The sequence below is a fragment of the Serratia marcescens subsp. marcescens ATCC 13880 genome (assembly GCF_017299535.1).
Taxonomy (GTDB): domain Bacteria; phylum Pseudomonadota; class Gammaproteobacteria; order Enterobacterales; family Enterobacteriaceae; genus Serratia; species Serratia marcescens.
Map to the genome: position 1 here is coordinate 3,734,760 of NZ_CP071238.1, position 22,390 is coordinate 3,757,149.

Annotated in this window: 27 protein-coding genes; 14 read left to right on the forward strand and 13 right to left on the reverse strand. The window is 59.1% G+C overall.

Annotation, left to right across the window (positions count from 1 at the left end; all coding sequences use genetic code 11):
- Positions 1-10: 10 nt before the first annotated feature.
- The 3 genes from purC to dapA all read right to left on the reverse strand — a co-directional run bounded on the left by purC (position 11) and on the right by dapA (position 2,845).
- A complete protein-coding gene (gene purC / locus J0F90_RS17870) occupies positions 11-724 on the reverse strand; it encodes a phosphoribosylaminoimidazolesuccinocarboxamide synthase (RefSeq protein WP_004941708.1) in 714 nt (237 codons plus the stop codon).
- Between the two features lie 170 nt (positions 725-894).
- Positions 895-1,947, reverse strand: a complete 1,053-nt coding sequence (bamC, locus tag J0F90_RS17875) for an outer membrane protein assembly factor BamC (RefSeq protein WP_015378707.1) — start codon at positions 1,945-1,947, stop codon at positions 895-897.
- A 16-nt stretch (positions 1,948-1,963) separates the two neighbouring features.
- Positions 1,964-2,845 carry a 4-hydroxy-tetrahydrodipicolinate synthase gene (gene dapA / locus J0F90_RS17880; protein WP_004941701.1) on the reverse strand — a complete coding sequence of 294 codons (882 nt, stop codon included), beginning with the start codon at positions 2,843-2,845 and terminating at the stop codon, positions 1,964-1,966.
- Positions 2,846-2,955: 110 nt separating this feature from the next.
- Between dapA and J0F90_RS17885 the strand changes: the two genes are divergently transcribed.
- On the forward strand, positions 2,956-3,561 hold the full coding sequence (locus J0F90_RS17885; RefSeq protein WP_369783268.1) for a glycine cleavage system transcriptional repressor: 606 nt from the start codon (positions 2,956-2,958) through the stop codon (positions 3,559-3,561).
- Positions 3,562-3,563: 2 nt separating this feature from the next.
- A complete protein-coding gene (bcp, locus tag J0F90_RS17890; RefSeq protein WP_015378709.1) occupies positions 3,564-4,028 on the forward strand; it encodes a thioredoxin-dependent thiol peroxidase in 465 nt (154 codons plus the stop codon).
- A 44-nt stretch (positions 4,029-4,072) separates the two neighbouring features.
- On the opposite strand, the gene J0F90_RS17895 is transcribed toward bcp, so the two are convergent.
- A complete protein-coding gene (locus J0F90_RS17895) occupies positions 4,073-5,149 on the reverse strand; it encodes an AI-2E family transporter (protein WP_016926738.1) in 1,077 nt (358 codons plus the stop codon).
- Positions 5,150-6,004: 855 nt separating this feature from the next.
- Between J0F90_RS17895 and J0F90_RS17900 the strand changes: the two genes are divergently transcribed.
- Positions 6,005-6,220 (forward strand): hypothetical protein, encoded by a 216-nt coding sequence (locus J0F90_RS17900; protein ID WP_016926736.1) that lies wholly within the window; start codon positions 6,005-6,007, stop codon positions 6,218-6,220.
- A gap of 6 nt (positions 6,221-6,226) precedes the next feature.
- On the opposite strand, the gene J0F90_RS17905 is transcribed toward J0F90_RS17900, so the two are convergent.
- Positions 6,227-6,919, reverse strand: a complete 693-nt coding sequence (locus J0F90_RS17905) for a B3/B4 domain-containing protein (RefSeq protein ID WP_033639670.1) — start codon at positions 6,917-6,919, stop codon at positions 6,227-6,229.
- Positions 6,920-6,962: 43 nt separating this feature from the next.
- On the opposite strand from J0F90_RS17905, the gene J0F90_RS17910 reads away from it, so the two are divergent.
- Both J0F90_RS17910 and J0F90_RS17915 read left to right on the forward strand, forming a co-directional pair.
- Entirely contained in the window at positions 6,963-7,565 is a 603-nt protein-coding gene (locus tag J0F90_RS17910) for an XRE family transcriptional regulator (protein WP_016926734.1), read from the forward strand.
- 43 nt (positions 7,566-7,608) lie between these two features.
- Positions 7,609-8,061, forward strand: a complete 453-nt coding sequence (locus J0F90_RS17915; RefSeq protein ID WP_016926733.1) for a GNAT family N-acetyltransferase — start codon at positions 7,609-7,611, stop codon at positions 8,059-8,061.
- Between the two features lie 2 nt (positions 8,062-8,063).
- Here J0F90_RS17915 and J0F90_RS17920 read toward each other — a convergent pair whose 3' ends face one another.
- Positions 8,064-8,681 (reverse strand): LysE family translocator, encoded by a 618-nt coding sequence (locus J0F90_RS17920; protein WP_033639669.1) that lies wholly within the window; start codon positions 8,679-8,681, stop codon positions 8,064-8,066.
- A 193-nt stretch (positions 8,682-8,874) separates the two neighbouring features.
- Between J0F90_RS17920 and J0F90_RS17925 the strand changes: the two genes are divergently transcribed.
- Positions 8,875-9,336 carry an Lrp/AsnC family transcriptional regulator gene (locus J0F90_RS17925; protein ID WP_004941672.1) on the forward strand — a complete coding sequence of 154 codons (462 nt, stop codon included), beginning with the start codon at positions 8,875-8,877 and terminating at the stop codon, positions 9,334-9,336.
- A 34-nt stretch (positions 9,337-9,370) separates the two neighbouring features.
- Here J0F90_RS17925 and J0F90_RS17930 read toward each other — a convergent pair whose 3' ends face one another.
- Positions 9,371-10,579, reverse strand: coding sequence for an NAD(P)/FAD-dependent oxidoreductase (locus J0F90_RS17930; RefSeq protein WP_033639668.1), 1,209 nt, complete (start codon positions 10,577-10,579; stop codon positions 9,371-9,373).
- Positions 10,580-10,741: 162 nt separating this feature from the next.
- Positions 10,742-11,281, reverse strand: coding sequence for an RrF2 family transcriptional regulator (locus J0F90_RS17935; RefSeq protein ID WP_004941666.1), 540 nt, complete (start codon positions 11,279-11,281; stop codon positions 10,742-10,744).
- 339 nt (positions 11,282-11,620) lie between these two features.
- On the opposite strand from J0F90_RS17935, the gene bepA reads away from it, so the two are divergent.
- A complete protein-coding gene (gene bepA / locus J0F90_RS17940; protein ID WP_033639667.1) occupies positions 11,621-13,090 on the forward strand; it encodes a beta-barrel assembly-enhancing protease in 1,470 nt (489 codons plus the stop codon).
- 20 nt (positions 13,091-13,110) lie between these two features.
- Positions 13,111-13,464, forward strand: coding sequence for an arsenate reductase (glutaredoxin) (gene arsC, locus J0F90_RS17945; protein ID WP_015378717.1), 354 nt, complete (start codon positions 13,111-13,113; stop codon positions 13,462-13,464).
- Positions 13,465-13,512: 48 nt separating this feature from the next.
- Here arsC and hda read toward each other — a convergent pair whose 3' ends face one another.
- Positions 13,513-14,214 carry a DnaA inactivator Hda gene (gene hda / locus J0F90_RS17950; protein ID WP_025159568.1) on the reverse strand — a complete coding sequence of 234 codons (702 nt, stop codon included), beginning with the start codon at positions 14,212-14,214 and terminating at the stop codon, positions 13,513-13,515.
- A 272-nt stretch (positions 14,215-14,486) separates the two neighbouring features.
- On the opposite strand from hda, the gene J0F90_RS17955 reads away from it, so the two are divergent.
- A complete protein-coding gene (locus J0F90_RS17955) occupies positions 14,487-15,002 on the forward strand; it encodes a hypothetical protein (RefSeq protein WP_016926729.1) in 516 nt (171 codons plus the stop codon).
- Positions 15,003-15,035: 33 nt separating this feature from the next.
- Positions 15,036-15,284 carry a GlsB/YeaQ/YmgE family stress response membrane protein gene (locus J0F90_RS17960; protein WP_016926728.1) on the forward strand — a complete coding sequence of 83 codons (249 nt, stop codon included), beginning with the start codon at positions 15,036-15,038 and terminating at the stop codon, positions 15,282-15,284.
- 47 nt (positions 15,285-15,331) lie between these two features.
- Here J0F90_RS17960 and uraA read toward each other — a convergent pair whose 3' ends face one another.
- Together uraA and upp are read right to left on the reverse strand one after the other, a co-directional pair.
- Positions 15,332-16,621 carry a uracil permease gene (gene uraA / locus J0F90_RS17965; protein WP_033639666.1) on the reverse strand — a complete coding sequence of 430 codons (1,290 nt, stop codon included), beginning with the start codon at positions 16,619-16,621 and terminating at the stop codon, positions 15,332-15,334.
- A 207-nt stretch (positions 16,622-16,828) separates the two neighbouring features.
- On the reverse strand, positions 16,829-17,455 hold the full coding sequence (upp, locus tag J0F90_RS17970) for a uracil phosphoribosyltransferase (protein WP_004941642.1): 627 nt from the start codon (positions 17,453-17,455) through the stop codon (positions 16,829-16,831).
- 255 nt (positions 17,456-17,710) lie between these two features.
- Here upp and purM point away from each other — a divergent pair, with 255 nt between their 5' ends.
- The 4 genes from purM to J0F90_RS17990 all read left to right on the forward strand — a co-directional run bounded on the left by purM (position 17,711) and on the right by J0F90_RS17990 (position 20,471).
- Complete coding sequence (gene purM / locus J0F90_RS17975; RefSeq protein WP_016926726.1) at positions 17,711-18,748, forward strand: phosphoribosylformylglycinamidine cyclo-ligase; 1,038 nt, start codon at positions 17,711-17,713, stop codon at positions 18,746-18,748.
- The gene (gene purN / locus J0F90_RS17980; RefSeq protein ID WP_021504400.1) at positions 18,748-19,386 is read left to right on the forward strand and encodes a phosphoribosylglycinamide formyltransferase; all 639 of its coding nucleotides are present in this window, start codon (positions 18,748-18,750) and stop codon (positions 19,384-19,386) included. Before purM ends, purN begins: the two co-directional genes overlap by 1 nt.
- A 113-nt stretch (positions 19,387-19,499) precedes the next feature.
- Positions 19,500-20,051: a spermidine N1-acetyltransferase gene (gene speG / locus J0F90_RS17985; protein WP_028127778.1), complete on the forward strand. Its 552-nt coding sequence runs from the start codon at positions 19,500-19,502 to the stop codon at positions 20,049-20,051.
- A 204-nt stretch (positions 20,052-20,255) separates the two neighbouring features.
- Positions 20,256-20,471 (forward strand): hypothetical protein, encoded by a 216-nt coding sequence (locus J0F90_RS17990; RefSeq protein ID WP_033639665.1) that lies wholly within the window; start codon positions 20,256-20,258, stop codon positions 20,469-20,471.
- 29 nt (positions 20,472-20,500) lie between these two features.
- Here the strand turns inward: J0F90_RS17990 and J0F90_RS17995 are convergent, their stop codons facing one another.
- Positions 20,501-21,322, reverse strand: a complete 822-nt coding sequence (locus J0F90_RS17995; RefSeq protein ID WP_126186513.1) for an MFS transporter — start codon at positions 21,320-21,322, stop codon at positions 20,501-20,503.
- 228 nt (positions 21,323-21,550) lie between these two features.
- Positions 21,551-22,363, reverse strand: a complete 813-nt coding sequence (gene pstB / locus J0F90_RS18000; RefSeq protein WP_033639662.1) for a phosphate ABC transporter ATP-binding protein PstB — start codon at positions 22,361-22,363, stop codon at positions 21,551-21,553.
- Positions 22,364-22,390: the final 27 nt, after the last annotated feature.

Sequence of the window (22,390 nt, forward strand, 5' to 3'; positions counted from 1 at the left end):
GTGCCGACGCTTAGTCGAGTTTCACGCCGATGCGGCGCGCCACTTCTTCGTAGGCTTCGATCAGGCCGCCCAGGCTTTGACGGAAACGGTCTTTGTCCATCTTGTCCAGGGTGTTTTTGTCCCACAGGCGGCTGCCGTCCGGCGAGAACTCATCGCCCAGCACCACTTCACCGTTGAACAGGCCGAACTCCAGTTTGAAGTCGACCAGGATCAGGCCGGCGTCGTCGAACAACTGGGTCAACACGTCGTTGGCGCGGTAGCTCAGCTCGCGCATGCGCGCCAGATGCTCTTTGCTCACCCAGCCAAAGGTTTCGCAGTAGGATTCGTTCACCATCGGATCGTGCATGGCGTCGTTTTTCAGGAACAGATCGAACAGCGGCGGGTTCAGCACCAGGCCTTCTTCGATGCCCAGACGCTTCACCAGCGAACCGGCGGCGCGGTTGCGGATCACGCACTCCACCGGCACCATGTCCAGCTTCTTCACCAGCACTTCGTTGTCGGACAGCAGACGCTCCATCTGGGTCGGGATGCCGGCTTCTTCCAGTTTGCTCATGATGAAATGGTTAAACTTGTTGTTCACCATGCCTTTGCGATCGAACTGCTCAATGCGCTGACCATCCAGTGCTGACGTATCGTTGCGGAACTCCAACACCAACAGATCGGGATTCTCGGTGGTGTAAACGGTTTTTGCCTTTCCGCGATACAGCTCAGCTAGCTTTTGCATCTTACTTACTCCAGTGATGTATCCCCGTTGTCTCCCGAGCGCGGCCCGAAATTAGGGGGTATAGAATTGACCTAATGAATTCTTTGGCGTGCCGGACACTATTGTGCCAAACCTGCGACGCAAACGATACCGTATAGACAAAACAAAAAGGGGCCGAAGCCCCTTTTTGATTAGTTAACGCTGGTTTTGCTGAAGGCTGACTGGAATGCCGCCACCAGTGCGTCGTTTTTCGACTGGGTGAGCGGTTTGCCTTTCGGATCGATGAATTGCAGGCTGGTGCGGTTGTTGAGATCGCCGACCTGCAGTTTGTAATCGCCTTCCGTCAGTTCAGGATCCTTGACGCCCAACGCATCCCAATCGCTGCTGCTCAGGGACTTGTAGGTCACGGCGACGGTGCCCTGCGGACGGCTGCGGTCACCCACTTTCATCCCCAGTTTTTCGAGCGCCGGCGGCAGGCGATCCCACACGACGGTGTACGGGCCGCGCACCACCAGCATCGGCAGGCCGGTGTCATCGGCGCCGCTCTGCACGTCCAGCGCGCCGAAGCGGCTGGCCGTCTGGCTGCTCGCCAGGTTATCCTGCTTGTCCAGGCCTTCGATCAGGGTGTTGATCATCATGCCGTTGTAGCGCTGGATCTCAGACTGATCGGTCACCTGCTCGGTCTTGCCCTGCTGCTGCAGGCCAACGCTTTTCACCACCAGCGCCTGCTGGTAGCCCTGCTGCTGCACGCTGATCTGATAACGGCCTTCGTACTGGTTGTCTTCGTCCAGACGGTTCCACTTCACCCAGTCGGTGGTCAGGGTCTGACCGGCGTCCTGGCGGGAAGCGATCGCGATGTTCTTCGCCTGCAGCAGGCTGACCACGCGCGACCACAGGTTCTGGTTCTGCGGGCTGTTTTCCAGCAGCAGCGTGCCGCTGTCGCCGGCGTATTGCGCACGCGAACCGCTCAGCAGCGCCAACGGCTGCACCGGCGGACGAATGTCCAGCTGCTTGCCGACGTTGCCTTGCACCGTTGTGGCCGGCACGTCATAGTTGCCGCTCTGCACCGGCAGGATCATGCCAGACGGCGCGTTCAGCGCCTTGAGCGGAGCCGCGTCGAGGTAGGCCTCGTCGCCGCTGACCTGGCGCTTGTAGCGCTGATCGCTGCTGCAGGCTGCCAGCATCATCACCAATGAGATGCCCACTACTTTTGCTACCGTCGACTTTTGCAATGAATAAGCCATCAAATTTCCCTTAGAGTTACAGCAAACCGACGCTTTTCAGCGCGCGCTCCACCACCGGGCGGGCGGCTTCGCTCAACGGCGTCATCGGCAGACGCAGCGTATCGGTTGCCATCAATCCCAACGCCTTACAGGCCCACTTCACCGGAATTGGGTTTGCTTCTACAAATAGATCCTGATGCAACGGCATCAAGCGCTGATTTAAGCGGCGCGCTTCGGCAAATTTGCCCTGCGCCGCCAGCGCGCAAAGTTCCGCCATCTCGCGCGCGGCCACGTTGGCCGTCACGGAAATCACCCCTTTGCCGCCCAGTTGCATGAAGTCCAGCCCGCTGGCGTCGTCGCCGCTCAGCAAAATGAAATCTTCATCGTCAACCAGCACTTGGATCTGACTAACGCGACTTAAGTTCCCCGTCGCTTCTTTTACAGCAACAATATTCTTGATTTTCGCCAGCCGAGCGATGGTCGGCGGCAGCATGTCGCAGCCGGTGCGCGAAGGCACGTTATACAGGATCTGCGGCAGTTCGGTGCTCTCGGCGATCGCCTTGAAGTGCTGATACAGCCCTTCCTGCGTCGGCTTATTGTAGTACGGCGTCACCGTCAGGCAGCCCACCACGCCGGTGTTGGCGAAGCGGGTGGTGAGCGCGATGGCTTCGGCGGTGGCGTTGGCGCCGGTGCCGGCGATCACCGGAATGCGGCCGTCGGCCAACTCCAGCGTCTGCAGCACCACGTCAACGTGCTCGTCATGGGCAAGCGTTGCGGACTCGCCGGTGGTCCCTACGGAAACGATCGCCGCGGTGCCACTGGCTACATGATAATCGATCAATTTTTTCAGGCTCGCGCGATCGACAGCACCTTTGTCGTCCATCGGCGTAACCAGTGCAACAATACTTCCCGTAAACATTGGCCGTCCCCTCCACAAACAAGTCACTCATGGTACTTTTGCTGCCTATCCAAAAGCAAGCGCACAACCGCGTTGTAAGCGCTTGGCAGGCGGTTTTTTTTATGTTTACCATGGTAACCCCATTGAGCACGACAGGAAGCGCTATTTTGCCTCAGTCAGACGAACACTATCTCGTGATTACCGCGCTCGGCGCCGACCGCCCCGGAATCGTCAATACCATCACCCGCCACGTCAGCAGTTGCGGATGCAATATCGAAGATAGCCGTCTGGCCATGCTGGGAGAGGAGTTCACGTTCATCATGCTGCTGTCCGGCAGCTGGAACGCCATCACCCTGATCGAATCCACCCTGCCGCAAAAAGGCGCGGAGCTGGATCTGCTGATCGTGATGAAGCGCACAAACTCGCACGAAAGGCCGCCGATGCCGGCCACGGTGTGGGTGCAGGTGGAAGTGAAGGACTCGCCGCACATCATCGAACGCTTTACCGATTTGTTCGACTCCAGCCAGATGAATATCGCCGAACTGGTCTCGCGCACGCAGCCGGCGGACGGCGACCTGCCGCCGCAGCTGTATATCCAAATCACCGCCCACAGCTCCGGCGATCGGGACGCCTCAAATATTGAGCAAGCCTTCCATCGCCTATGTACAGAATTGAACGCGCAAGGCAGTATTAGCGTGGTGAACTATCCACAGCATGACGAGAAAGATGGAGAGTAGTGATGAGCCCATTGAAAGCCGGTGACACAGCGCCGAAATTTAGTTTGCCTGACCAGGACGGTGAGGAAATTAATTTGGCCGACTTCCAGGGACAGCGAGTATTGGTCTATTTTTATCCGAAGGCGATGACGCCGGGCTGCACCGTGCAAGCCTGCGGCCTGCGGGACAACATGGACGAATTGAAAAAGGTCGGCGTCGAAGTGCTGGGCATCAGCACCGACAAACCGGAAAAACTGTCGCGCTTCGCCGAAAAGGAGCTGCTCAACTTCACGCTGTTGTCTGATGAAGATCATCAGGTGTCACAACAGTTTGGCGTGTGGGGCGAGAAAACCTTCATGGGCAAGACCTACGACGGCATTCACCGCATCAGTTTCCTGATCGATGCCAATGGCAAGATTGAAAAAGTGTTTGATGATTTCAAAACCACCAATCACCACGACATCGTTCTGAACTACCTGCAGCAGTAATTCTCACGAAGCGCAGCGGCCTGCTGCGCTTCGTTTCTTCCCAGTCAGTCGGCCTTGTCTTCCACCTCGACCCGCAGTTCATCCGGCCAGGCATGGATCACCGCCTTCACCAGCGTCGCCAGCGGTATGGCGAAAAACACGCCCCAAAAGCCCCACATCCCGCCGAACACGATCACCGACAGGATAATCACCAGCGGATGCAGGTTGACCGCTTCGGAGAACAAAATGGGCACCAACAGGTTGCCGTCCAGCCCCTGCACCACCAGATAGGCGACGATCAGCGTCCAGAAATCGGCGCCGACGCCCCACTGGAACAGCGCCACCACCACCACCGGTATGGTGACCAGCACCGCGCCGATGTAGGGGATCAACACCGAGAAACCCACCAGCACCGCCAGCAGCAGCGAGTAACGCATGTCCAGCACGGCGAACACCAGGTAGGTCGCCACGCCGACAATCACCATCTCCAGCACTTTGCCGCGAATGTAGTTGGTGATCTGCTGATTCATCTCGTTCCAGACCTGCCCCGCCAGGCCGCGATTGCGCGGCAGCACGCGGCGCACCGCGTTCAGCAGTTGCTCTTTGTCCTTCAGCAGGAAGAACATCATCATCGGCACCAGGATCAGGTAGATAGCCAACGTCAGCAGGCCGACCAGCGACGCCAGCGAGAATTTCACCACCGATTCGCCCATGCCGGACAACCGGCTGCGCAGGTTTTCCGCCATCATGTCGATGATGCCGGCATCCACCAGCGCCGGATAACGCTTCGGCAGCGTCGCGGCGAAGTTATAGAACTGGTTGAGCATGCCCGGCAGATCGCTCATCAGATTGATGCCCTGCTGCCAGGCGGTCGGCGCGACGACGAACACCAGCAGCATGGCGACGCCCGCGAACACCAGCAGCATGACGCTCGCCGCCCAGGTGCGCGAACAGCCGATGCGCTGCAGGCGCGCGGTCGGCCACTCCAGCAGATACGCCAGCACGATGGCGACCAGCAACGGGGTCAGAATGCCGTGCAAAAAATAGAGAATAAGGAACCCGGCAACCAGGATCACCAGCAGCGCGATGGCCTGAGGATCGGTGAAGCGGCGGCGGTACCACTGTAATAACATCTCCAGCATCAGAGCGGGCTCCTTGAGATTTGGCGGGCGGGCATGGCGATTCCTGTGATGGACCTGATTAAAGCATAGATAGAATGGGCGCACGCGGGATGTGCAAAGCACTCAGAGTACTCAAAGTTCGCCATACATCAACAGCGATCTGGCTGATTTTATCGCGCGGGCAGGCGATCGACGCAAAAATCCGCAGACGCGGCGACTGGCGCGATGAGCGGCCCCGAACGGGGCCGCGGAAGATTACAGCGAAGTAACGATGGAAAGGGGCGAACCGACCGCCAATGCGAACAACAACACACAGCCAATCGCGATCGCCGCCGCCAGATCATTTTTCATTGTCCCGTCCCCTGATGCTTAAACTGGTTATCGTCACGAACTCTGTCGGTTCTACGTTCACGGCCTTTTCTGATGCACGTCATTAAAAACCCCCGCCGCAGCGGGGGAGAAAACGTTCTGGTGCATCAAGTGTTACAAGGAGGTCATGAGGGATTGCTAACCCTAAATGACTATTTCAAGCTAGGATTATTCTCAGAGCATGGCAAGCGATCGCGTCGAGGTTATCCGCACTTTGAGATAAACCTCATAAAAAAATCCCGCACGGCAGCGGGATGAAGGGATGATAACGTCATGAATTTTTTATGCGGACAATGAGGCGGTATTGTCGTCATTTGGCGACAATACCGCGCCGGCACGGTGGTCACAAGGGAAATTTGGCCACGGTGAGGAAATCAGAATTTCGCCAATGCCCGCGCTCGTGCGCCCGTCAGCACCAACGAAAAAATGGGATTTTCGTCAGACAGCCGCCGGGCAAAAACCGGTAGCATAGCCGATATCATCCCAAACGCCGTAGGGGGAAAAAAGATGAACAGCAAACCGTGTGAATTTGATGAAGCCATCTGTCTGGCGATCGGGCGTGGCGTTTGCGAAGTCGTGAAGATAGGGGATGAAATCAGCGTCTTCTCCCTGTTGGAAGCTATCGAGTGCTTCATCGAACGGCAGGCGCTCAGCGAAAGCGAAATCGCGGCGGCGGACGACGCGCTGGATTTGATCAGCGGTTTGGTCCGCCGCCAGTGCTGAAGCCTGTTACGAGGCGCAGCCGATGAGCCGTTGCTCTACCGTGACGCCGGGCATCATTTGCCGTAAACCGGCAATCAATTCGTCGCCCGCCTCGTGCAGCGCCGCCAACGGCATCGCCGGCAGGCTCTCCAGGATGAACCACATCCGCTCGGCCTCGGCGCTCAACCGGGTTCTGACCCCCTGGCGCCAATTCCAGCGGCGGCAGGTCACGCCGCGATCGTCGCGCCAAACCACCTCCCCCGCCTCCGGCGATTCATGGATCAGCGCCCCCTCTTTGACGGTATCAAACAGTTCGCTGCCATCCGCGACGATCAGCCGCGGCTCGCCGACATAGGCCGCGATATTCTCGCCCCCCACCGGCACGGCATAACGAATGCTGACGGCGTTATAGAGATCGACGACCGGATCGATGCTGGGCATCGTGCCGTCGCGCAGCGCGCGCTTGCGCAGGGCGTCGGCGGAACAGGGCGTACGCTTGGGTTTGGCGCCAAACTGCATGAACACCTCGCGCCAGGCCGTGAGATGCGCCTCTGCCCAGGGTGCGTCTTCCTCGCCGAGGGCGCGACAGGCTTGCGCCAACGCCAATGCCCCCACGTCCGGATGGGTTATGGGAGCCGCAACCGCGGTAATGCTTAACGCCCGGAAACCGGGTGCCAGCGCAGCGACGGCCGGATCGATTGACGGATCGACTAAAATCATTGAATAATCCTATATTGACCATTTTATTTCATAATATTGACCGATGAACGCCAAAGTCAACAGACCGACCGAGTTCGGCGCCGACGTGCAAACCGTCAGCGAAGCGGTGTCGCACCGCATCAAGCAACAAAGAAAAAGCCAAAAGCTATCGCTGGATGAACTGTCGCGCCGGGCGGGCGTCAGCAAAGGCATGCTGGTGGAGATCGAGAAAGGCGCCGCCAATCCCAGCATCGCCATCCTGTGCAAGCTCGCGGCGGCGCTGGGTCTGTCGGTGGCGGACATCGTCAACGTCACCCGCGCGCCCGCCGCCTTCCTGATTGAAAGCCAAGATATTCCCACGCTGTGGCATGGCGATCGCGGCGGCTCGGCCCGTTTGCTCGCGGGCACCCAAGGCCCGAACATGATAGAACTGTGGCGGTGGGAAATGGCGCCGGGGGAGGCCTATGCATCGGGCGGCCACCCGACGGGCACCTTCGAGCTGCTGCACGTTGAGCAAGGCGTCTTGAGCCTGGCCGTCGAACAGACCGAGCTCATGATTGCGCCGGGCTGTTCGGCAGTCGCCAAAACGGACGGCCCGCACCGGTACGCCAACGAAGGCGAAGACACGCTGATTTTCACCATGACGGTCGCCGAATTGCACGCCTGAACGGCGGCCCTGACCTGAACGCTTGCACAGGAGAAGAACCATCATGACAACCCCTGCCCCACGGGAGTGGCGGCGTGCGGACTATCTCGTCAGCACCGATCCCGTTCTGCTGGATCTCGATGCCATCCACGCTTTTCTGACCCGTTCGTCATGGGCGGAGGGAATCGATAAAGAGACCGTCCGCCAGTCGCTCGCCCACAGCCTGTGCTTCGGTTTGTATCACGAGGCCAGGCAGATCGGTTTCGCCCGGCTGGTCACCGATTACGCCACTTTCGGCTATCTGTGCGACGTGTACGTGCTGGAAACGTACCAAAAGAGCGGGCTGGGCCTATGGCTGGCAGAATGCTGTCAGGCCCATCCGCTGATGGCGACGCTGCGGCGAGTCATGCTGGTCACCAGCACCGCCCCCTGGCTCTACGAAAAAGTGGGCTATAGCGCCATCAACCGCCCCGACTTTGTCTGGCAGATCGCCCGGCCGGACATTTACCGACGGTAGCGCTATTTCAGCGCTTGCTCGGCCAACAGCCCGAGGGCGATCACGATCATCGCCGCGCCGGAGATGCGCCCCACCACCTTCGCGGCCTGCGGGCGCGTGCGCAGCACCGACTGCGAACCAAACCCCACCAGCAGATACACCAGGCCGCAGCTGATCAAATGCACGACGCCCAACGCCAGCATCTGCATCGGCACCGACCATTCGGCTCGGGCGTCGGTAAACTGCGGCAGCAGCGCCAGAAACAGCAGAAACACCTTGGGGTTCAAGCCGCTGACGCACACGCCCTTGCTGGCCCAGCGCAGCCAGGAATCGGAACGCTGATCTTCACCGGCGCCGGGCACCGGCGGGTGCAGCAGCATGTTGAAACCGATCCACAACAGATAAGCCGCCCCCAGCAAGGTGAGCGCCGTCAGCGCCAGCGGGTTGCCGACCAGCAGCGCGCCGACGCCCGCCACCACGATCGCAATCATCAGCAGATGGCCAAACAGCAAGCCGGCGACGGCGGGCACCACCACCCGGCCGCGAATGCCCGCCGAGATCACATAGGCCCAATCCATACCTGGCGTGATCACCAACAAAATCGACACCGCCCAAAACGCGGCGAAAAGAGCGAGCGTCATGCCGGCGCCCTCTCAAACGCGCCGCGCCACACCGAACAGAGAACCATTGCGCTTTCCTCGTGGAAGAAGAACGGCCTCCGCCTGCCGCGGCGGCCGTAAAACCGTTCAACAGATGGCAAGAATATCCTCATGACGTTAAAATGTGCTTTCAATTACTTGCCTGAAATCGGCATAAACGGGGAAATTTTTCCAAATGGATAAGATTGATCGCAAGATTCTTGCTGAACTGCAGGCCGACGGCCGTTTGTCGGTGACCGAGCTGGCCGAGCGGATCGGTTTGAGCGTGTCCCCCTGCCACCGCCGGGTGCGGGCATTAGAGGAGTCCGGGGTGATCAGGGGTTACCGCGCCCAGCTCGATCCCGGCAGCCTGGGCTATAACTTTTCCGCCCTGGTGTTCGTCACCATGCGCGAAGGCGATCGCCGCGCCGTTGAAACCTTCGAAAACGCCATGGTGGACATTCCGCAGGTGGTGCAGGCACAACGGCTGTTTGGCGACCCCGACTATCTGTTGCACGTGATCGCTCGCGATCTGCCCGCCTTTCAGCAGCTTTATGACGAGAAACTCTCCGCCCTGCCGGGCGTGCAACGCCTGAGCTCCACGCTGGTGATGAAAACCGTGGTGCCGGAGCGTTCATTCCTGCCGTTGGGAAAATGACGACGGGAACGTTGCCGCTCCCGTTTTGACGACCTTAAGGCACAATCACGAAATCCGGATTGGCGATGGCGAACAGCGCCTCGCGATCCGCCGCCGGTGGATAAATCCACTGCGTGTTGATCTCCTGCTTAATCTTTTTGCCTGCCTGACGGGTAAAGCGCACCTGGCGCTCCCAGCCTTCGGTGTACAGCGCGCCCCAGGGGCCCAGATCCAGACAGGTCACATACTTCGGCTGGCTGTACGGGTGCGTCGGCAAGCCCGTCAGCTCCGCCGCCGCATTGTGGCCGGCCACGCGGCCAAGGCTCATCGCATGCTGGCAGGTCATCAGGTTGTGATTACCGAGATCGTCGGTCGCCGCCTTCACCGTATCGCCGGTCACGAAAATGCCCGCCGCCGCCGGCGCGCGCAGGAAGGCGTCGCCGATCACCCGGCCGCTGCCGTCGCGCTCGCCAGGGATCTGCTCGGTCAGCGGATGCGCCCGCACGCCCGCCGCCAGGATCACCGTGTTGGCGGCGATGCGCTCACCGTTCGACAGCATCACACCCTCAGCGTCGATGGCCGAGACGCGCAGGCCGGCCCGCGCTTCCACGCCGCACTCCGCCAACGCCTGGCGAATCACCGCCCCCGGCTCTGCCCCCATCCCCGCGCCCACTTCCGGCGCGCTATCGACGATCACCACGCGCACGTTCTCGTCTTTGCCCAGCGCATCCCGCAGCCGCTGCGGCATCTCCGCCGCGCTCTCCAGCCCGGTCAGCCCCGCGCCCACCACCACAGCGGTGTTGCGCGCCGGCGTCGAGGGTTTGGCCGCCAGCGCGTTGATATGGGCGCCCAAACGCTGCGCGCTTTCCAGCGTATCGACGTTGAAGCCGTATTCGGCAAAGCCCGGCACCGCAGGCACGGACAGCCGGCTGCCGGTGGCCCACACCAAACGATCGTAGGCCAACTCCAGAAGTTCCCCCGTCGTCGGCGCCACCGTGAGCGTTTTAGCAGCGGCATCGATACGCTCTACAACCCCGGCCAGGTGCCGCACGCCGACGGCGGCGAGCTGCGCGGAAATGTCCGGGTTCATATTTTCCAACACGGCTTCATACAGGCGTGGCCGGATGGTGACCGTGGGCGTCGGTGAAACCATGATCACCTCGATCTCGTCATGCTTACCGGCGATGGCAATGGCGCGCATGGCGGACACGGCGGCCCAAAAACCGGCAAAACCGGAACCGGCAATCACTATTTTCTGCGTCATGGGATGACTCCTTCATACAGGGTTAACCGGGCGACAAGGCTGCCCGCAGTTTTTTCGGATGAACGATGCCGTTCCGCTCCCGTAACAGGGTGCAGAAGGCCCGCCCGCCCCTTCCGAAGAGGCGGGAAAAGTGTGTTTCGCTTTTTTAAGGAAAGGCGGTGATTAGGTTTTGGCCCGCGCCGTTTTGCCGCTGCGCGCGGTGCGTTCCGTCATGCGCTCGTCGAGCCAGAGGTTGACCTCGCCGAAAAAGCCCTGCGGCGCTTTGCGGCCAAAGCGGGCGGCGACGGCGCCGAGGGTCTGCGCCGCCAGCGCATCGCGCATCGCCTTCTCCGCCTGCAGCATCACCGCATGGATAGCGCATTTGCCGGAGACCGCCCAATCCGGCGGGGAATCATCGAACACCGCACAGCGCCCGCGCACCTCCTGGCAATCGAACAGCGGCTTGTGCCCCTCGATGGCGTCGATAATTTCCAGAAAACTGATCTCGTCCGCCGGACGGGCCAGCCGGTAACCGCCGCGCACCCCTTCGCTGGCGGCGACGATCCCCGCCTTTTCCAGCTTGGGGAAAATCTTGGCCAGAAAGCTGGGGGAGATGCCTTGCAGCTCGGCGAGTTCGCGGCTGCTGAGCGCGCGCTGGTTGTCGCCGACCAGCCACAGCAGGCAGTGAATACCATATTCAACGCTGGTTGTGATGTACGCCATATGTCCGTTTTCGATCGTCAGTGAATCCTCAATAACGCAGACTATATGAGTCTGCGTTTATCTTGTCAATAAAACACAGACTAACTTTGTCTGCGTTTTATTAAAAATGCATGTCGCCAGCGACAAAAAAGCGCCCTTCAAAATGAAAAATAAAACTTTTTTGCTCGATTCGCGCTCGGCTAACGTTTCCTTGTCGCCTGCGGCTGACTATGATGTGATGGGTGCCGCCGCCGCGGTTTGTGAGCCGCCGCACTTTCGCGCGGATTGCGCCGCGGGAATAAAGAACTCTTGTCTGCTGCTGACGTCTTAGAAATGATTATTTAAGGGAAACGCCTGACTATGACCAACCGGTTGACCAAAACCGCGTTAGCGGTGCTGCTGCTCAGCACGCTGAACGCCGCCGCCCTGGCGCCAGCACAGGCGGAAAGCCAGGACCAGTTGCCGGATATGGGCACCTCCGCCGGCGGCACCCTGAGCATCGGACAAGAACTGGCGATGGGCGATTTCTATGTGCGCCAACTGCGCGCCAGCGCCCCGCTGATCAACGATCCGCTGCTGAGCCAGTACATCAATCAGCTGGGCAACCGGCTGGTGGCCAGCGCCTATTCGGTGCGCACGCCGTTCCATTTCTATCTGGTGCGCAACGACGAGATCAACGCCTTCGCCTTCTTCGGCGGCAACGTGGTGCTGCACTCCGCGCTGTTCCGCGTCAGCGACAACGAAAGCCAGCTGGCTTCGGTGCTGGCGCACGAAATCTCGCACGTCACCCAGCGCCACCTGGCGCGCGCCATGGAAGATCAACAGCGCAACGCCCCGCTGACCTGGGTGGGCGCGCTCGGTTCCATTCTGCTGGCGATGGCCAACCCGACCATGGGCATGGCGGCGCTGAGCGGCACCATGGCCGGCACCCAGCAGGGCATGATCAGCTTTACCCAATCGAATGAACAGGAAGCCGACCGCATCGGCATTCAGGTGCTGCAACGCGCCGGTTTCGATCCGGAAGCCATGCCCGACTTCCTGCAGAAACTCTCGGATCAGTCGCGCTACGCCTCCAAGCCGCCGGAAATGCTGCTGACGCACCCGTTGCCGGACAGCCGCCTCTCAGACGCGCGCAACCGCGCCAACCAGATGCCGAAACACATCGTGCAGTCTTCGCAGGATTACCTGATGGCCAAGGTGCGCGCACTGGGCATGTACAGTTCGGAAGGCTATGGCCTGAACGAAGAGCTGCTCGGCTCGCTCAGCAAGGGCAACGTGCGCGAACAGGCGGCCGCCAAATACGGCCGCGCCATTCTGTTCTATGAAGCGAAAAAATACGACGACGCGCGCAACATCATTCAGCCGATGCTGGCGCAGGATGCGAAAAACGTCTGGCTGATCGACCTGATGACCGACATCGATCTCGGCCAGAAACGCGCGCCGCAGGCGATCGCACGCCTGCAGGCGGCCAACGCCGCCCAGAACAACAACCCGGTGCTGCAGCTCAACCTGGCCAACGCCTATGTCGAAGGCAACCAACCGGCGCAGGCGTCGAAGATCCTGAACCGCTACACCTTTGCCCATCCGGACGATCCGAACGGCTGGGATCTGCTGGCGCAAGCCAGCGCCGCTCAGGGGCTGCGCGATGAAGAGCTGTCGGCCCGCGCCGAAAGCCTGGCGCTGACCGGCCGGCTCGATCAGGCCATCGGCCTGCTCAGCAATGCCAGCTCGCTGCAAAAACTCGGCAGCCTGAAACAGGCGCGTTACGATGCGCGCATCGACCAGCTGCGCCAACTGCAACAGCGCTTCCGCCAATACCAGCGCAGCTGATTCAACAAGGAATGAACGCCATGAAAAACGTCACGATTTACCACAACCCGCGCTGCTCCAAGAGCCGTGAAACCCTGGCGCTGCTGGAACAGCACGGCGTCGATCCGAAGGTGGTGCTGTACCTCGATACGCCCCCTACGGTCGATGAGCTGAAAAAGCTGTTGAAGGAACTGGGCTTCACATCGGCGCGCGATCTGATGCGCAAAAAAGAAGATCTGTATAAGGAATTGAAGCTGGCGGACGACAGCCTGAGCGAAGAGCAACTGCTGGCGGCGATGACGGCGAACCCGAAACTGATCGAACGACCGATCGTGGTGAAAGGCAGCAAGGCGCGCATCGGCCGGCCACCGGAGCAGGTGCTGGAGATTTTGTAAATTCGAATTCGGGCGCGGACTATTGCGCCCTTTCTTTTACGGTAGCGGCTACAGCCCCAGGATCTCTTTAACGAACGGAATGGTGAGCTTGCGTTGGGCAGTGATCGAGGCGCGATCGAGCTGATCGAGAGTCATAAACAGCGTGCGCATCTCGCGATCCAGCCGTTTCAGCAGGAAGCGGCCCACGTCTTCCGGCAGCTCAAAGCCGCGCAGTTTGCCGCGCAGCTGCAGCGCCAGCAGTTTCTCTTCGTCCGACAGCGGCTGCAACTTGTAGATCTGCCCCCAGTCCAGACGCGAAGCCAGATCCGGCAAACGCAGGTTCAGCTGACGCGGCGGGCGATCCCCGGTGATGAACAAACGGGTGCGGCCGGTTTCCAGGATGCGGTTGTAAAGGTTGAAGATCGCCATCTCCCACTCTTCGTCGCCGGCGATGCATTCGATATTATCGATGCAGACCAGCGCCAGCTGCTCCATGCCGTCCAACACTTCAGGCACGAAATAAGCGCGCTTGTCGAGCGGCACATAGCCCACCGCTTCCCCCTTCTGCGAAAGCTCTGCGCAGGCCGCATGCAGCAAATGGCTGCGCCCGCCGCCTTCACGCGACCAGAAATAGATATAGCTGCCATGTTCCTGACGGACGGCGGATTGGATCGCGGCTAATAGGGATGGGTTCTCGCCCGGATAAAAACTGGCGAAAGTTTCATCATCGGGAAGATAAAGTGGCAGTGAAAGCTGTGCCGGCGTATTCAGAGAAGCACCTCAACCAAAACTGGCAGAAAAACGTGGGCAGTTTAACACAGAAAACGGGCGCTGTTGAACCGGCTGGATCTTATGCCGCAATAGTGAACAATGCCTAAGCGCCGCTTGATTGGCTGCGGCCCCCGCCAAGGCAAGAATTATCCGAGTTAATTCCCTAACCCCATGCCTGCGCAGGTTAAATTTGTCATTTAAGCCAAATCTGGCCTAGTATAGGTAGGCTAAACGCAATCACCATCAACAAGGTTTCTGCAAGGATATAGACGATGAAAGTATGGAATAAAGTGCTGTTGGCCTCCTTTATCGGGTTGTTGGTTGCCGGCTGTGATGACTCGTCCAAGGTTGACGCCAACCTGGATAAAGCCAAAGACAGCGCCGAGCAGATGAAAGACGCCGCCCAGAAAAAAGCGGACGATCTGACGGACAAGGCGAAAGCGACGGCGGATGAAATCAAAAAAGAGGCCGCCACTCAGGCGGATCAGCTGAAAGACAAAGCTTCGGCGATTAAAGAAGACGCCGCCAAGCAGGCGGACGCCATCACCAACGACGCCAAGGCCAAGGCCGCCGCGATCAAAGACGACGCAGGCAAACAGAGCCAGCAGTTGGTGGATCAGGCCAAGGCCATCAAAAACGACGCCATCAACGGCGCCAACGATCTGACCGAGCAGGCCAAGGCGAAGACCGAAGCCATCAAAAACAGCGCCGAAAACAAAGCGCAAGAGTTGAAACAAGAAACCGATGCGGCGGTGAACGGCAATACTCAGCCGGCCACCCAGCAGTAAGCTATTCTCAGCCACAAAAGAAAGGAGCAGTAAATGGGGATTATTTCCTGGATTATCTTCGGCCTGATCGCCGGTATTTTGGCTAAGTGGATCATGCCCGGCAAAGACGGCGGCGGCTTTATTCTGACCGTCGTGCTGGGGATCATCGGCGCCGTGGTCGGCGGCTATATCAGCACCTTCTTCGGCTACGGCAAGGTTGACGGCTTCAACTTCGGCAGCTTCGTGGTGGCGGTTATCGGCGCCATCGTGGTGCTGTTCGTGTACCGCAAAATTCGCAGCTAAGGCGAATGCCATAAGTCAAAAGGGCAGCCCTTGGGCTGCCCTTTTCGTTACTTCTGCTCCGCCGGTTCGTCCGGCGCGTCGAGCACCTCTTCTTTCTTCCGGAACAGGCTGATGACCTTGAACAGCAGGCTCAAGCCAATGCCGACGATGGTCGCCAGCGCCATGCCTTTCAGCTCCGCCGCGCCGATATGCACCTTGGCGCCGCTCACGCCGATAATCAGGATCACCGAGGTTAAAATCAGGTTTTGCGCTTTGTTGTAATCCACTTTGGACTCGATCAGCACGCGAATGCCCGAGGCGCCGATCACGCCGTACAGCAGCAGGGAAACGCCGCCCATCACCGGCACCGGCACCGCCTGGATCGCCGCCGCCAGCTTGCCGATGCAGGACAGCAGGATCGCCAGCACCGCCGCGCCGCCGATCACCCAGGTGCTGTAGACCTTGGTGATGGCCATCACGCCGATGTTCTCGCCGTAGGTGGTATTCGGCGTGGAGCCGAAGAAGCCCGAGAATACCGTCGAGATGCCGTTGGCGAACATCGAGCGGTGCAGGCCCGGATCGCGGATCAGGTCTTTCTTCACGATGTTGGCGGTCACCACCAGGTGGCCGACGTGCTCGGCGATCACCACCAGCGCCGCCGGCAGAATGGTGAAGATGGCGAACCACTCAAAGCGCGGGGTGTAAAAGGTCGGCAGTGCGAACCAGTGCGCCTCGCGGATCGGGGTCAAATCCACCACGCCCATAAAGAACGACAGCGCATAGCCCACCAGCACGCCGATCAGGATCGGGATAATCGCCAGGAAGCCGCGGAACAGCACCGAGCCGAGCACCGTGACCGCCAGCGTCACCAGCGAAATGGTGATGGTGGTCGAGTCGGCGCTGGCGCCTTCCGCCGGCAGCAGGCCCGCCATGTTGGCCGCCACGCCCGCCAGCTCCAGGCCGATGACGGCGACGATCGCCCCCATCGCCGCCGGCGGGAACATCACGTCCAGCCAACCGGTGCCGGCCTTTTTCACGATCAGCGCCACCAGGCAGAACAGCACGCCGCACATGATGAAACCGCCCAACGCCACTTCGTAACCGAGCGGCAACAGCAGCAACACCGGCGAGATAAACGCGAAACTGGAACCGAGGTAGGCCGGGATCTTGCCTTTACAGATGAACAGATACAGCAGCGTGCCGATGCCGTTGAACAACAGCACGGTCGCCGGGTTGATCTTGAACAGGATAGGCACCAGCACGGTGGCGCCGAACATGGCGAACAGGTGCTGGAAGCTGAGCGGAATGGTCTGGAGCAGCGGCGGGCGCTCGCTGACGCCGATGGCGCGACGGGTCATGGGTGCTTTTCCTCTGAGTCATTAATCGTTATGCAAGCTGAATTGTCTATGCTCAATGGATTTCAAGTTACAGCCAGGCGGCCAGGGCAATAATCCCCAGAAGCTTATATCAAATAAGTGACTGGGGTTATTGCCTGCAGCCAACAACGCTGTAGCTTGAAAGACGAAGAGCATAAAAAAGCCGACTCGTTAAGTCGGCTCAAATGTTTACTTGGTACCAAATATCTTGTCGCCCGCATCGCCCAGGCCCGGCACGATGTAGCCCTTGTCGTTCAGACACTGATCGATGGAGGCGGTGTACAGTTCAACGTCCGGATGCGCTTTCTCCAGCGCGGCGATGCCTTCCGGCGCCGCAACCAGGACCAGCACCTTGATGCTGTGGCAACCGGCTTTCTTCAGCAGATCGATAGTGGCGATCATCGAACCGCCGGTGGCCAGCATCGGGTCGACGACCAGCGCCATGCGCTCTTCGATGTTGGAAACCAGTTTCTGGAAGTACGGCACCGGCTCCAGGGTTTCTTCGTCGCGGTATACGCCCACCACGCTGATGCGCGCGCTCGGCACGTGCTCCAGCACCCCTTCCATCATGCCCAGGCCTGCGCGCAGGATTGGCACTACGGTAATCTTTTTCCCTTTGATCTGATCCACTTCAACTGGCCCGCACCAGCCTTCGATGGTGACTTTTTCCGTCTCCAGATCGGCGGTCGCTTCATAGGTCAGTAAACTACCCACTTCTGAGGCCAGCTCACGGAAGCGTTTGGTGCTGATGTCATTTTCGCGCATCAGGCCAAGCTTGTGTTTTACCAGCGGGTGTTTCACCTCAACGATCTTCATCATTTTTCTCCTATTAAGGTGGTTGCGGCCAAAAAAATCGCGGGATTATACCTCCTTTTTTTCGCCGCGCCACCCACAATAGCCCGATCGGGATCAACAAAAGTTTGAATATCAGTATAGATGACGAAAAAGCGAAGCCGGTTCACAAGCCGCTCGCAAACGTTTGCCTGCGCTGTTAGAATTGCCGCGCCTTATTCCGGAATCAACATCGGAAGCACAGTTTTCAAACCGCAAACCGTCGTGGGGAATCGCGCAGTGACCGACAAAACCTCTCTCAGCTATAAAGACGCAGGTGTCGATATCGATGCAGGCAACGCATTGGTAGATCGCATCAAAGGTGTAGTTAAACAGACCCGTCGCCCGGAAGTGATGGGCGGTCTGGGCGGGTTTGGCGCCCTGTGTGCGTTGCCGCAGAAATACCGCGAGCCGGTGCTGGTTTCCGGTACCGACGGCGTGGGCACCAAACTGCGTCTGGCGATGGATTTGAAACGCCACGACACCATCGGCATCGATCTGGTGGCGATGTGCGTCAACGATCTGGTGGTTCAGGGCGCCGAGCCGCTGTTCTTCCTCGACTACTACGCGACCGGCAAGCTGGATGTGGACACCGCGGCCAGCGTGATCACCGGCATCGCCGAAGGCTGCAAACAGTCCGGCTGTGCGCTGGTGGGCGGCGAAACCGCTGAAATGCCGGGCATGTACCACGGCGAAGACTACGACGTGGCCGGTTTCTGCGTCGGCGTGGTCGAAAAATCCGAGATCATCGACGGCAGCAAAGTGCAGTCCGGCGATGCGCTGATCGCCCTGGGCGCTTCCGGCCCGCACTCCAACGGCTACTCGCTGGTGCGCAAGATCCTGGAAGTGAGCAACACCGATCCGACCGCCACTCAGCTGGAAGGCAAGCCGCTGGCCGACCACCTGCTGGCGCCGACCAAAATTTACGTGAAGTCCGTGCTGGAGCTGATCGAGAAGGTTGACGTACACGCCATCGCTCACCTCACCGGCGGCGGCTTCTGGGAAAACATTCCGCGCGTGCTGCCGGAAGGCATGCAGGCGGTGATCGACGAAGCCAGCTGGCAGTGGCCGGCGGTGTTCACCTGGCTGCAGCAGGCCGGCAACGTCAGCCGTCATGAAATGTACCGCACCTTCAACTGCGGCGTAGGCATGGTCATCGCCCTGCCGGAAGCCGAAGTGGAAGCGGCCATCGCGCTGCTGACCGCGGCAGGTGAAAAAGCGTGGAAAATCGGTAAACTGACCGCCTCTTCCGACGAACAACAAGTGGTCATCAACTGATGAAAAAGATCGTGGTGTTGGTCTCCGGCCAGGGGAGCAATCTCCAGGCGCTGATTGACGCCTGCCAGCAGGGCCGCATCGCCGCCGAAATCGTGGCGGTGTTCAGCAACAAGGCGCAGGCTTATGGCCTGCAACGCGCCGAAGCGGCGGGCATCGCCGCCCAGGCGCTGGATGCCAAGGCCTACGCCGATCGCACGGCGTTCGACGCCGCATTGGCGGACGCCATCGACCAGCACCAGCCCGATCTGGTGGTGCTGGCCGGCTACATGCGCATCCTCAGCCCGCAGTTCGTGCAGCGTTATGCCGGCCGCATGCTGAACATCCACCCTTCCCTGCTGCCGAAATACCCGGGGCTGCATACCCACCGTCAGGCCATTGACAACGGCGACAGCGAACACGGCACCTCGGTGCACTTCGTGACCGAACAGCTCGACGGCGGCCCGGTGATCTTGCAGGCCAAGGTGCCGATTTTCGCTGACGACGAAGAGGATGACGTAGTTGAACGGGTGCAAACCCAGGAACACACGATCTATCCGCTGGTGGTGAGCTGGTTCGTCGACGGCCGCCTGGCGATGCGCGACGGCGCCGCCTGGCTGGACGGCGAACGCCTGCCTGAGCAGGGTCACGCCGCCGACTGATGCGCGCAGCCTGAACCTTGCCTAAACGGCGCCCGCGCGGCGCCGTTTTTTTTCGCCTTCATCCATTCTGTGAAGTTATACTTTGCACAATTTCACGGCACAGAGGAGCCCACATGTCCAGCACTGCCAGCGTCAGGTTACGCCCATTGGAACGGGACGATCTGTCGTTCGTCCACCAGATGGACAACAACGCCAGCGTCATGCGCTATTGGTTTGAAGAACCCTACGAAGCCTTTGTCGAGCTTTCCGATCTCTACGACAAACACATCCACGATCAGAGCGAGCGCCGCTTTATCATCGAGCACGAAGGCGCCAAGGTCGGCCTGGTAGAGCTGGTGGAGATCGATCACATCCACCGCCGCGCTGAGTTCCAGATCATCATCGATCCCGCCCACCAGGGCAAAGGCTATGCCAGCACCGCCGCCCGCCTGGCGATGGACTACGGTTTCTCGGTGCTGAACCTGTACAAGCTGTACCTGATCGTCGATAAGGAGAACCCGAAGGCGATCCACATCTACAGCAAGCTGGGCTTCAACGTGGAAGGCGAGCTGATCGACGAGTTCTTCGTCAACGGCGAATACCGCACCGTGCTGCGCATGTGCATCTTCCAGCCGCAATATCTGGCGAAGTTCAAAACGCCAAGCGATAAGCCGCTGGTGAAGTGACAATTCGCGAGAAAAAAAAGAGAAAACCCGCACAGGCGGGTTTTTTATTGGAAAATAAGCGACTAGTATTAATGGATACTATTTTATCGTCAGGAAATAATCTGATGAATACGAAAGCAAATAATATTCCTCAAGATAATTAATCGAACAATAATTAATAGTGATAATAATAGTTACCCTCTGCCTCTACAAAGGAAAAATGCCATGACGACCGTCTCAAACCTGCTGCTTTTTATCGGCCTGGCGATGCTCGCCATCGCCGCCGGCCTGAATACCTATAGCGGCCACGCCTCCGCAGATCCCAATAGCACCCCGCTGTTTTCCTCACTCTGGTGGACGCGCTGGTTCCCGCTCTATGCCTCGGGGGCTGCGTTGCTGCTGGTGGGGGGCGTGTTGAAGCTCGCCGATAAAACGCGTTAAGAACCATGTGATGGTATGGCGCTTAGAGGTTAATTATTTTTCTTGCCCAGCCTACGCATCAGCCATCCACGCAGTGGCTTTTCGGCCGGTGACAAATCGTCAACGGTCTCCAAAGCGATATCCGGCACGTTTTCCTGTGCCGCAACATTGCGCGCATGCTGACAATGCGCCTGATACTCCGCTTCGTTTTGATACAGGTGGGGCTGCCACTTCAGCCAGAAAGCCTCAGCATGTCGCAGGGACTCCCATTCATTAATCGACCAGGCCACGACGAAAATCGCCATCAACAGATAGGCAAAGAAGAAGAATACTCCCCACAATGGGCTGTTATCTGTCGCGCTGCCTCCGCTTTCCGACAATGGAAACACGGTGATGTAGAATCCCCACGTGATAGCCAACGCGCTAATGATTAGGAACACAAACAGCGAAACACGCTGGTGTAGCAGCCGGCAGCCATCCAAGGAAAAAACGTCGTTTTTGTTCGAAGTGAGGGAGGTGCGGCGCAAGAAACAGTTCAGCGCAAGATCGCTCAATGCCACTGGCGCGCGGCCCAGATAATCTACCAGTTGGTGCGCCACCCAGACCGGTAAACGGATGCCGATACTTTCATAGAGTGCTTTGGTTCGCAGCGGCACCATTCCATTCTGCGGCCCATCCCGCAACCCCTGAATGCGTGACAGAACAGACTGACGTTTAACATCGCTGACTCGATCAAACTGGTTATTGCGGCGACTGTCGTAATTCTTTGACCCGCGTGAATACCACCATTTTACCACTGAAATAAAAACAGGAGATAATAACGTTAGCGTGGGAATAACAATATCTTTGATATAATTCGTATCAATAGTCATGCATACATGTCCTTATATATAAATTGCAGAGCATTTATTAGGGATAATATAATGAATAATGAAGGATTGGATAAAGCAAACTCACAAGCTGTGAGATTTATGCCAAAAATGTAATCTATATCGTCTCAATGCGTCTGTAAATCCAGATGGAATAAAAAGTCATAGACACGGCATAACAACATCGGAATATCGATGCGACGGAGAACAAAAACCTCCGTCGCTCATCCCTCACCCATACCGCCCGGTAATATAATCCTCGGTGCGGCGCTGGCGCGGCGAGGTGAAAATGGCGTCGGTGTCGTTGTACTCCACCAGCCGGCCCTGATGAATAAAGGCGGTGTAGTCGGAGACGCGCGCCGCCTGCTGCATGTTGTGCGTCACCAGCACCACGCTATAGCGCAGCTTGAGTGCGGAAATCAGCTCTTCGATGGTCAGCGTGGAGATCGGATCCAGCGCCGAGGTCGGCTCGTCGAGCAGCAACACCTCCGGCTCGATGGCGATGGCGCGCGCGATCACCAGGCGCTGCTGCTGGCCGCTGGACAAGCGGAACGCATTTTCGCGCAGCCGGTCCTTCACCTCATGCCACAGCGCGGCGGCGCGCAGCGAACGCTCCACCGCTTCATCCAGCAAGCGCCGGTCGCGCACGCCCTGCAGCCGCAGGCCGTACACCACGTTTTCATAGATCGATTTCGGGAACGGGTTCGGCCGCTGGAACACCATGCCCACCCGCCGCCGCAGCGCCGCCACGTCGATCTGCGCGCCGGAGATCGCCGCGCCGTTCAGCTGTAGATCGCCCTCGATGCGGCAGTTGTCCACCAGATCGTTCATGCGGTTGAAACAGCGCAGCAGCGTCGATTTGCCGCAGCCCGAGGGACCAATCAAAGCCGTCACCCGGTGTTTCGGGATGCGTAACGAGATATCGTGCAGCACCTGTTTGTCGCCATAAAACAGATTCAGGCCGTTGACCGCCAGCGCGGTCTGTTCATCGTCGAGATGCTGGACATCCAGCCGGGGCAAACTGCCTGGCGTCATCAAACCCATTACGCACTCCCCAAAAATAGCGTCATT

Excerpts from the sequence above, each read along its gene's own strand:
- purC (WP_004941708.1), bottom strand. The coding sequence starts at position 724 with ATGCAAAAGCTAGCTGAGCTGTATCGCGGAAAGGCAAAAACCGTTTAC.
- bamC (WP_015378707.1), bottom strand. The coding sequence starts at position 1,947 with ATGGCTTATTCATTGCAAAAGTCGACGGTAGCAAAAGTAGTGGGCATC.
- dapA (WP_004941701.1), bottom strand. The coding sequence starts at position 2,845 with ATGTTTACGGGAAGTATTGTTGCACTGGTTACGCCGATGGACGACAAA.
- J0F90_RS17885 (WP_369783268.1), top strand. The coding sequence starts at position 2,956 with ATGGTAACCCCATTGAGCACGACAGGAAGCGCTATTTTGCCTCAGTCA.
- bcp (WP_015378709.1), top strand. The coding sequence starts at position 3,564 with ATGAGCCCATTGAAAGCCGGTGACACAGCGCCGAAATTTAGTTTGCCT.
- J0F90_RS17895 (WP_016926738.1), bottom strand. The coding sequence starts at position 5,149 with ATGCTGGAGATGTTATTACAGTGGTACCGCCGCCGCTTCACCGATCCT.
- J0F90_RS17900 (WP_016926736.1), top strand. The coding sequence starts at position 6,005 with ATGAACAGCAAACCGTGTGAATTTGATGAAGCCATCTGTCTGGCGATC.
- J0F90_RS17905 (WP_033639670.1), bottom strand. The coding sequence starts at position 6,919 with ATGATTTTAGTCGATCCGTCAATCGATCCGGCCGTCGCTGCGCTGGCA.
- J0F90_RS17910 (WP_016926734.1), top strand. The coding sequence starts at position 6,963 with ATGAACGCCAAAGTCAACAGACCGACCGAGTTCGGCGCCGACGTGCAA.
- J0F90_RS17915 (WP_016926733.1), top strand. The coding sequence starts at position 7,609 with ATGACAACCCCTGCCCCACGGGAGTGGCGGCGTGCGGACTATCTCGTC.
- J0F90_RS17920 (WP_033639669.1), bottom strand. The coding sequence starts at position 8,681 with ATGACGCTCGCTCTTTTCGCCGCGTTTTGGGCGGTGTCGATTTTGTTG.
- J0F90_RS17925 (WP_004941672.1), top strand. The coding sequence starts at position 8,875 with ATGGATAAGATTGATCGCAAGATTCTTGCTGAACTGCAGGCCGACGGC.
- J0F90_RS17930 (WP_033639668.1), bottom strand. The coding sequence starts at position 10,579 with ATGACGCAGAAAATAGTGATTGCCGGTTCCGGTTTTGCCGGTTTTTGG.
- J0F90_RS17935 (WP_004941666.1), bottom strand. The coding sequence starts at position 11,281 with ATGGCGTACATCACAACCAGCGTTGAATATGGTATTCACTGCCTGCTG.
- bepA (WP_033639667.1), top strand. The coding sequence starts at position 11,621 with ATGACCAACCGGTTGACCAAAACCGCGTTAGCGGTGCTGCTGCTCAGC.
- arsC (WP_015378717.1), top strand. The coding sequence starts at position 13,111 with ATGAAAAACGTCACGATTTACCACAACCCGCGCTGCTCCAAGAGCCGT.
- J0F90_RS17955 (WP_016926729.1), top strand. The coding sequence starts at position 14,487 with ATGAAAGTATGGAATAAAGTGCTGTTGGCCTCCTTTATCGGGTTGTTG.
- J0F90_RS17960 (WP_016926728.1), top strand. The coding sequence starts at position 15,036 with ATGGGGATTATTTCCTGGATTATCTTCGGCCTGATCGCCGGTATTTTG.
- uraA (WP_033639666.1), bottom strand. The coding sequence starts at position 16,621 with ATGACCCGTCGCGCCATCGGCGTCAGCGAGCGCCCGCCGCTGCTCCAG.
- upp (WP_004941642.1), bottom strand. The coding sequence starts at position 17,455 with ATGAAGATCGTTGAGGTGAAACACCCGCTGGTAAAACACAAGCTTGGC.
- purN (WP_021504400.1), top strand. The coding sequence starts at position 18,748 with ATGAAAAAGATCGTGGTGTTGGTCTCCGGCCAGGGGAGCAATCTCCAG.
- speG (WP_028127778.1), top strand. The coding sequence starts at position 19,500 with ATGTCCAGCACTGCCAGCGTCAGGTTACGCCCATTGGAACGGGACGAT.
- J0F90_RS17990 (WP_033639665.1), top strand. The coding sequence starts at position 20,256 with ATGACGACCGTCTCAAACCTGCTGCTTTTTATCGGCCTGGCGATGCTC.
- J0F90_RS17995 (WP_126186513.1), bottom strand. The coding sequence starts at position 21,322 with ATGACTATTGATACGAATTATATCAAAGATATTGTTATTCCCACGCTA.
- pstB (WP_033639662.1), bottom strand. The coding sequence starts at position 22,363 with ATGGGTTTGATGACGCCAGGCAGTTTGCCCCGGCTGGATGTCCAGCAT.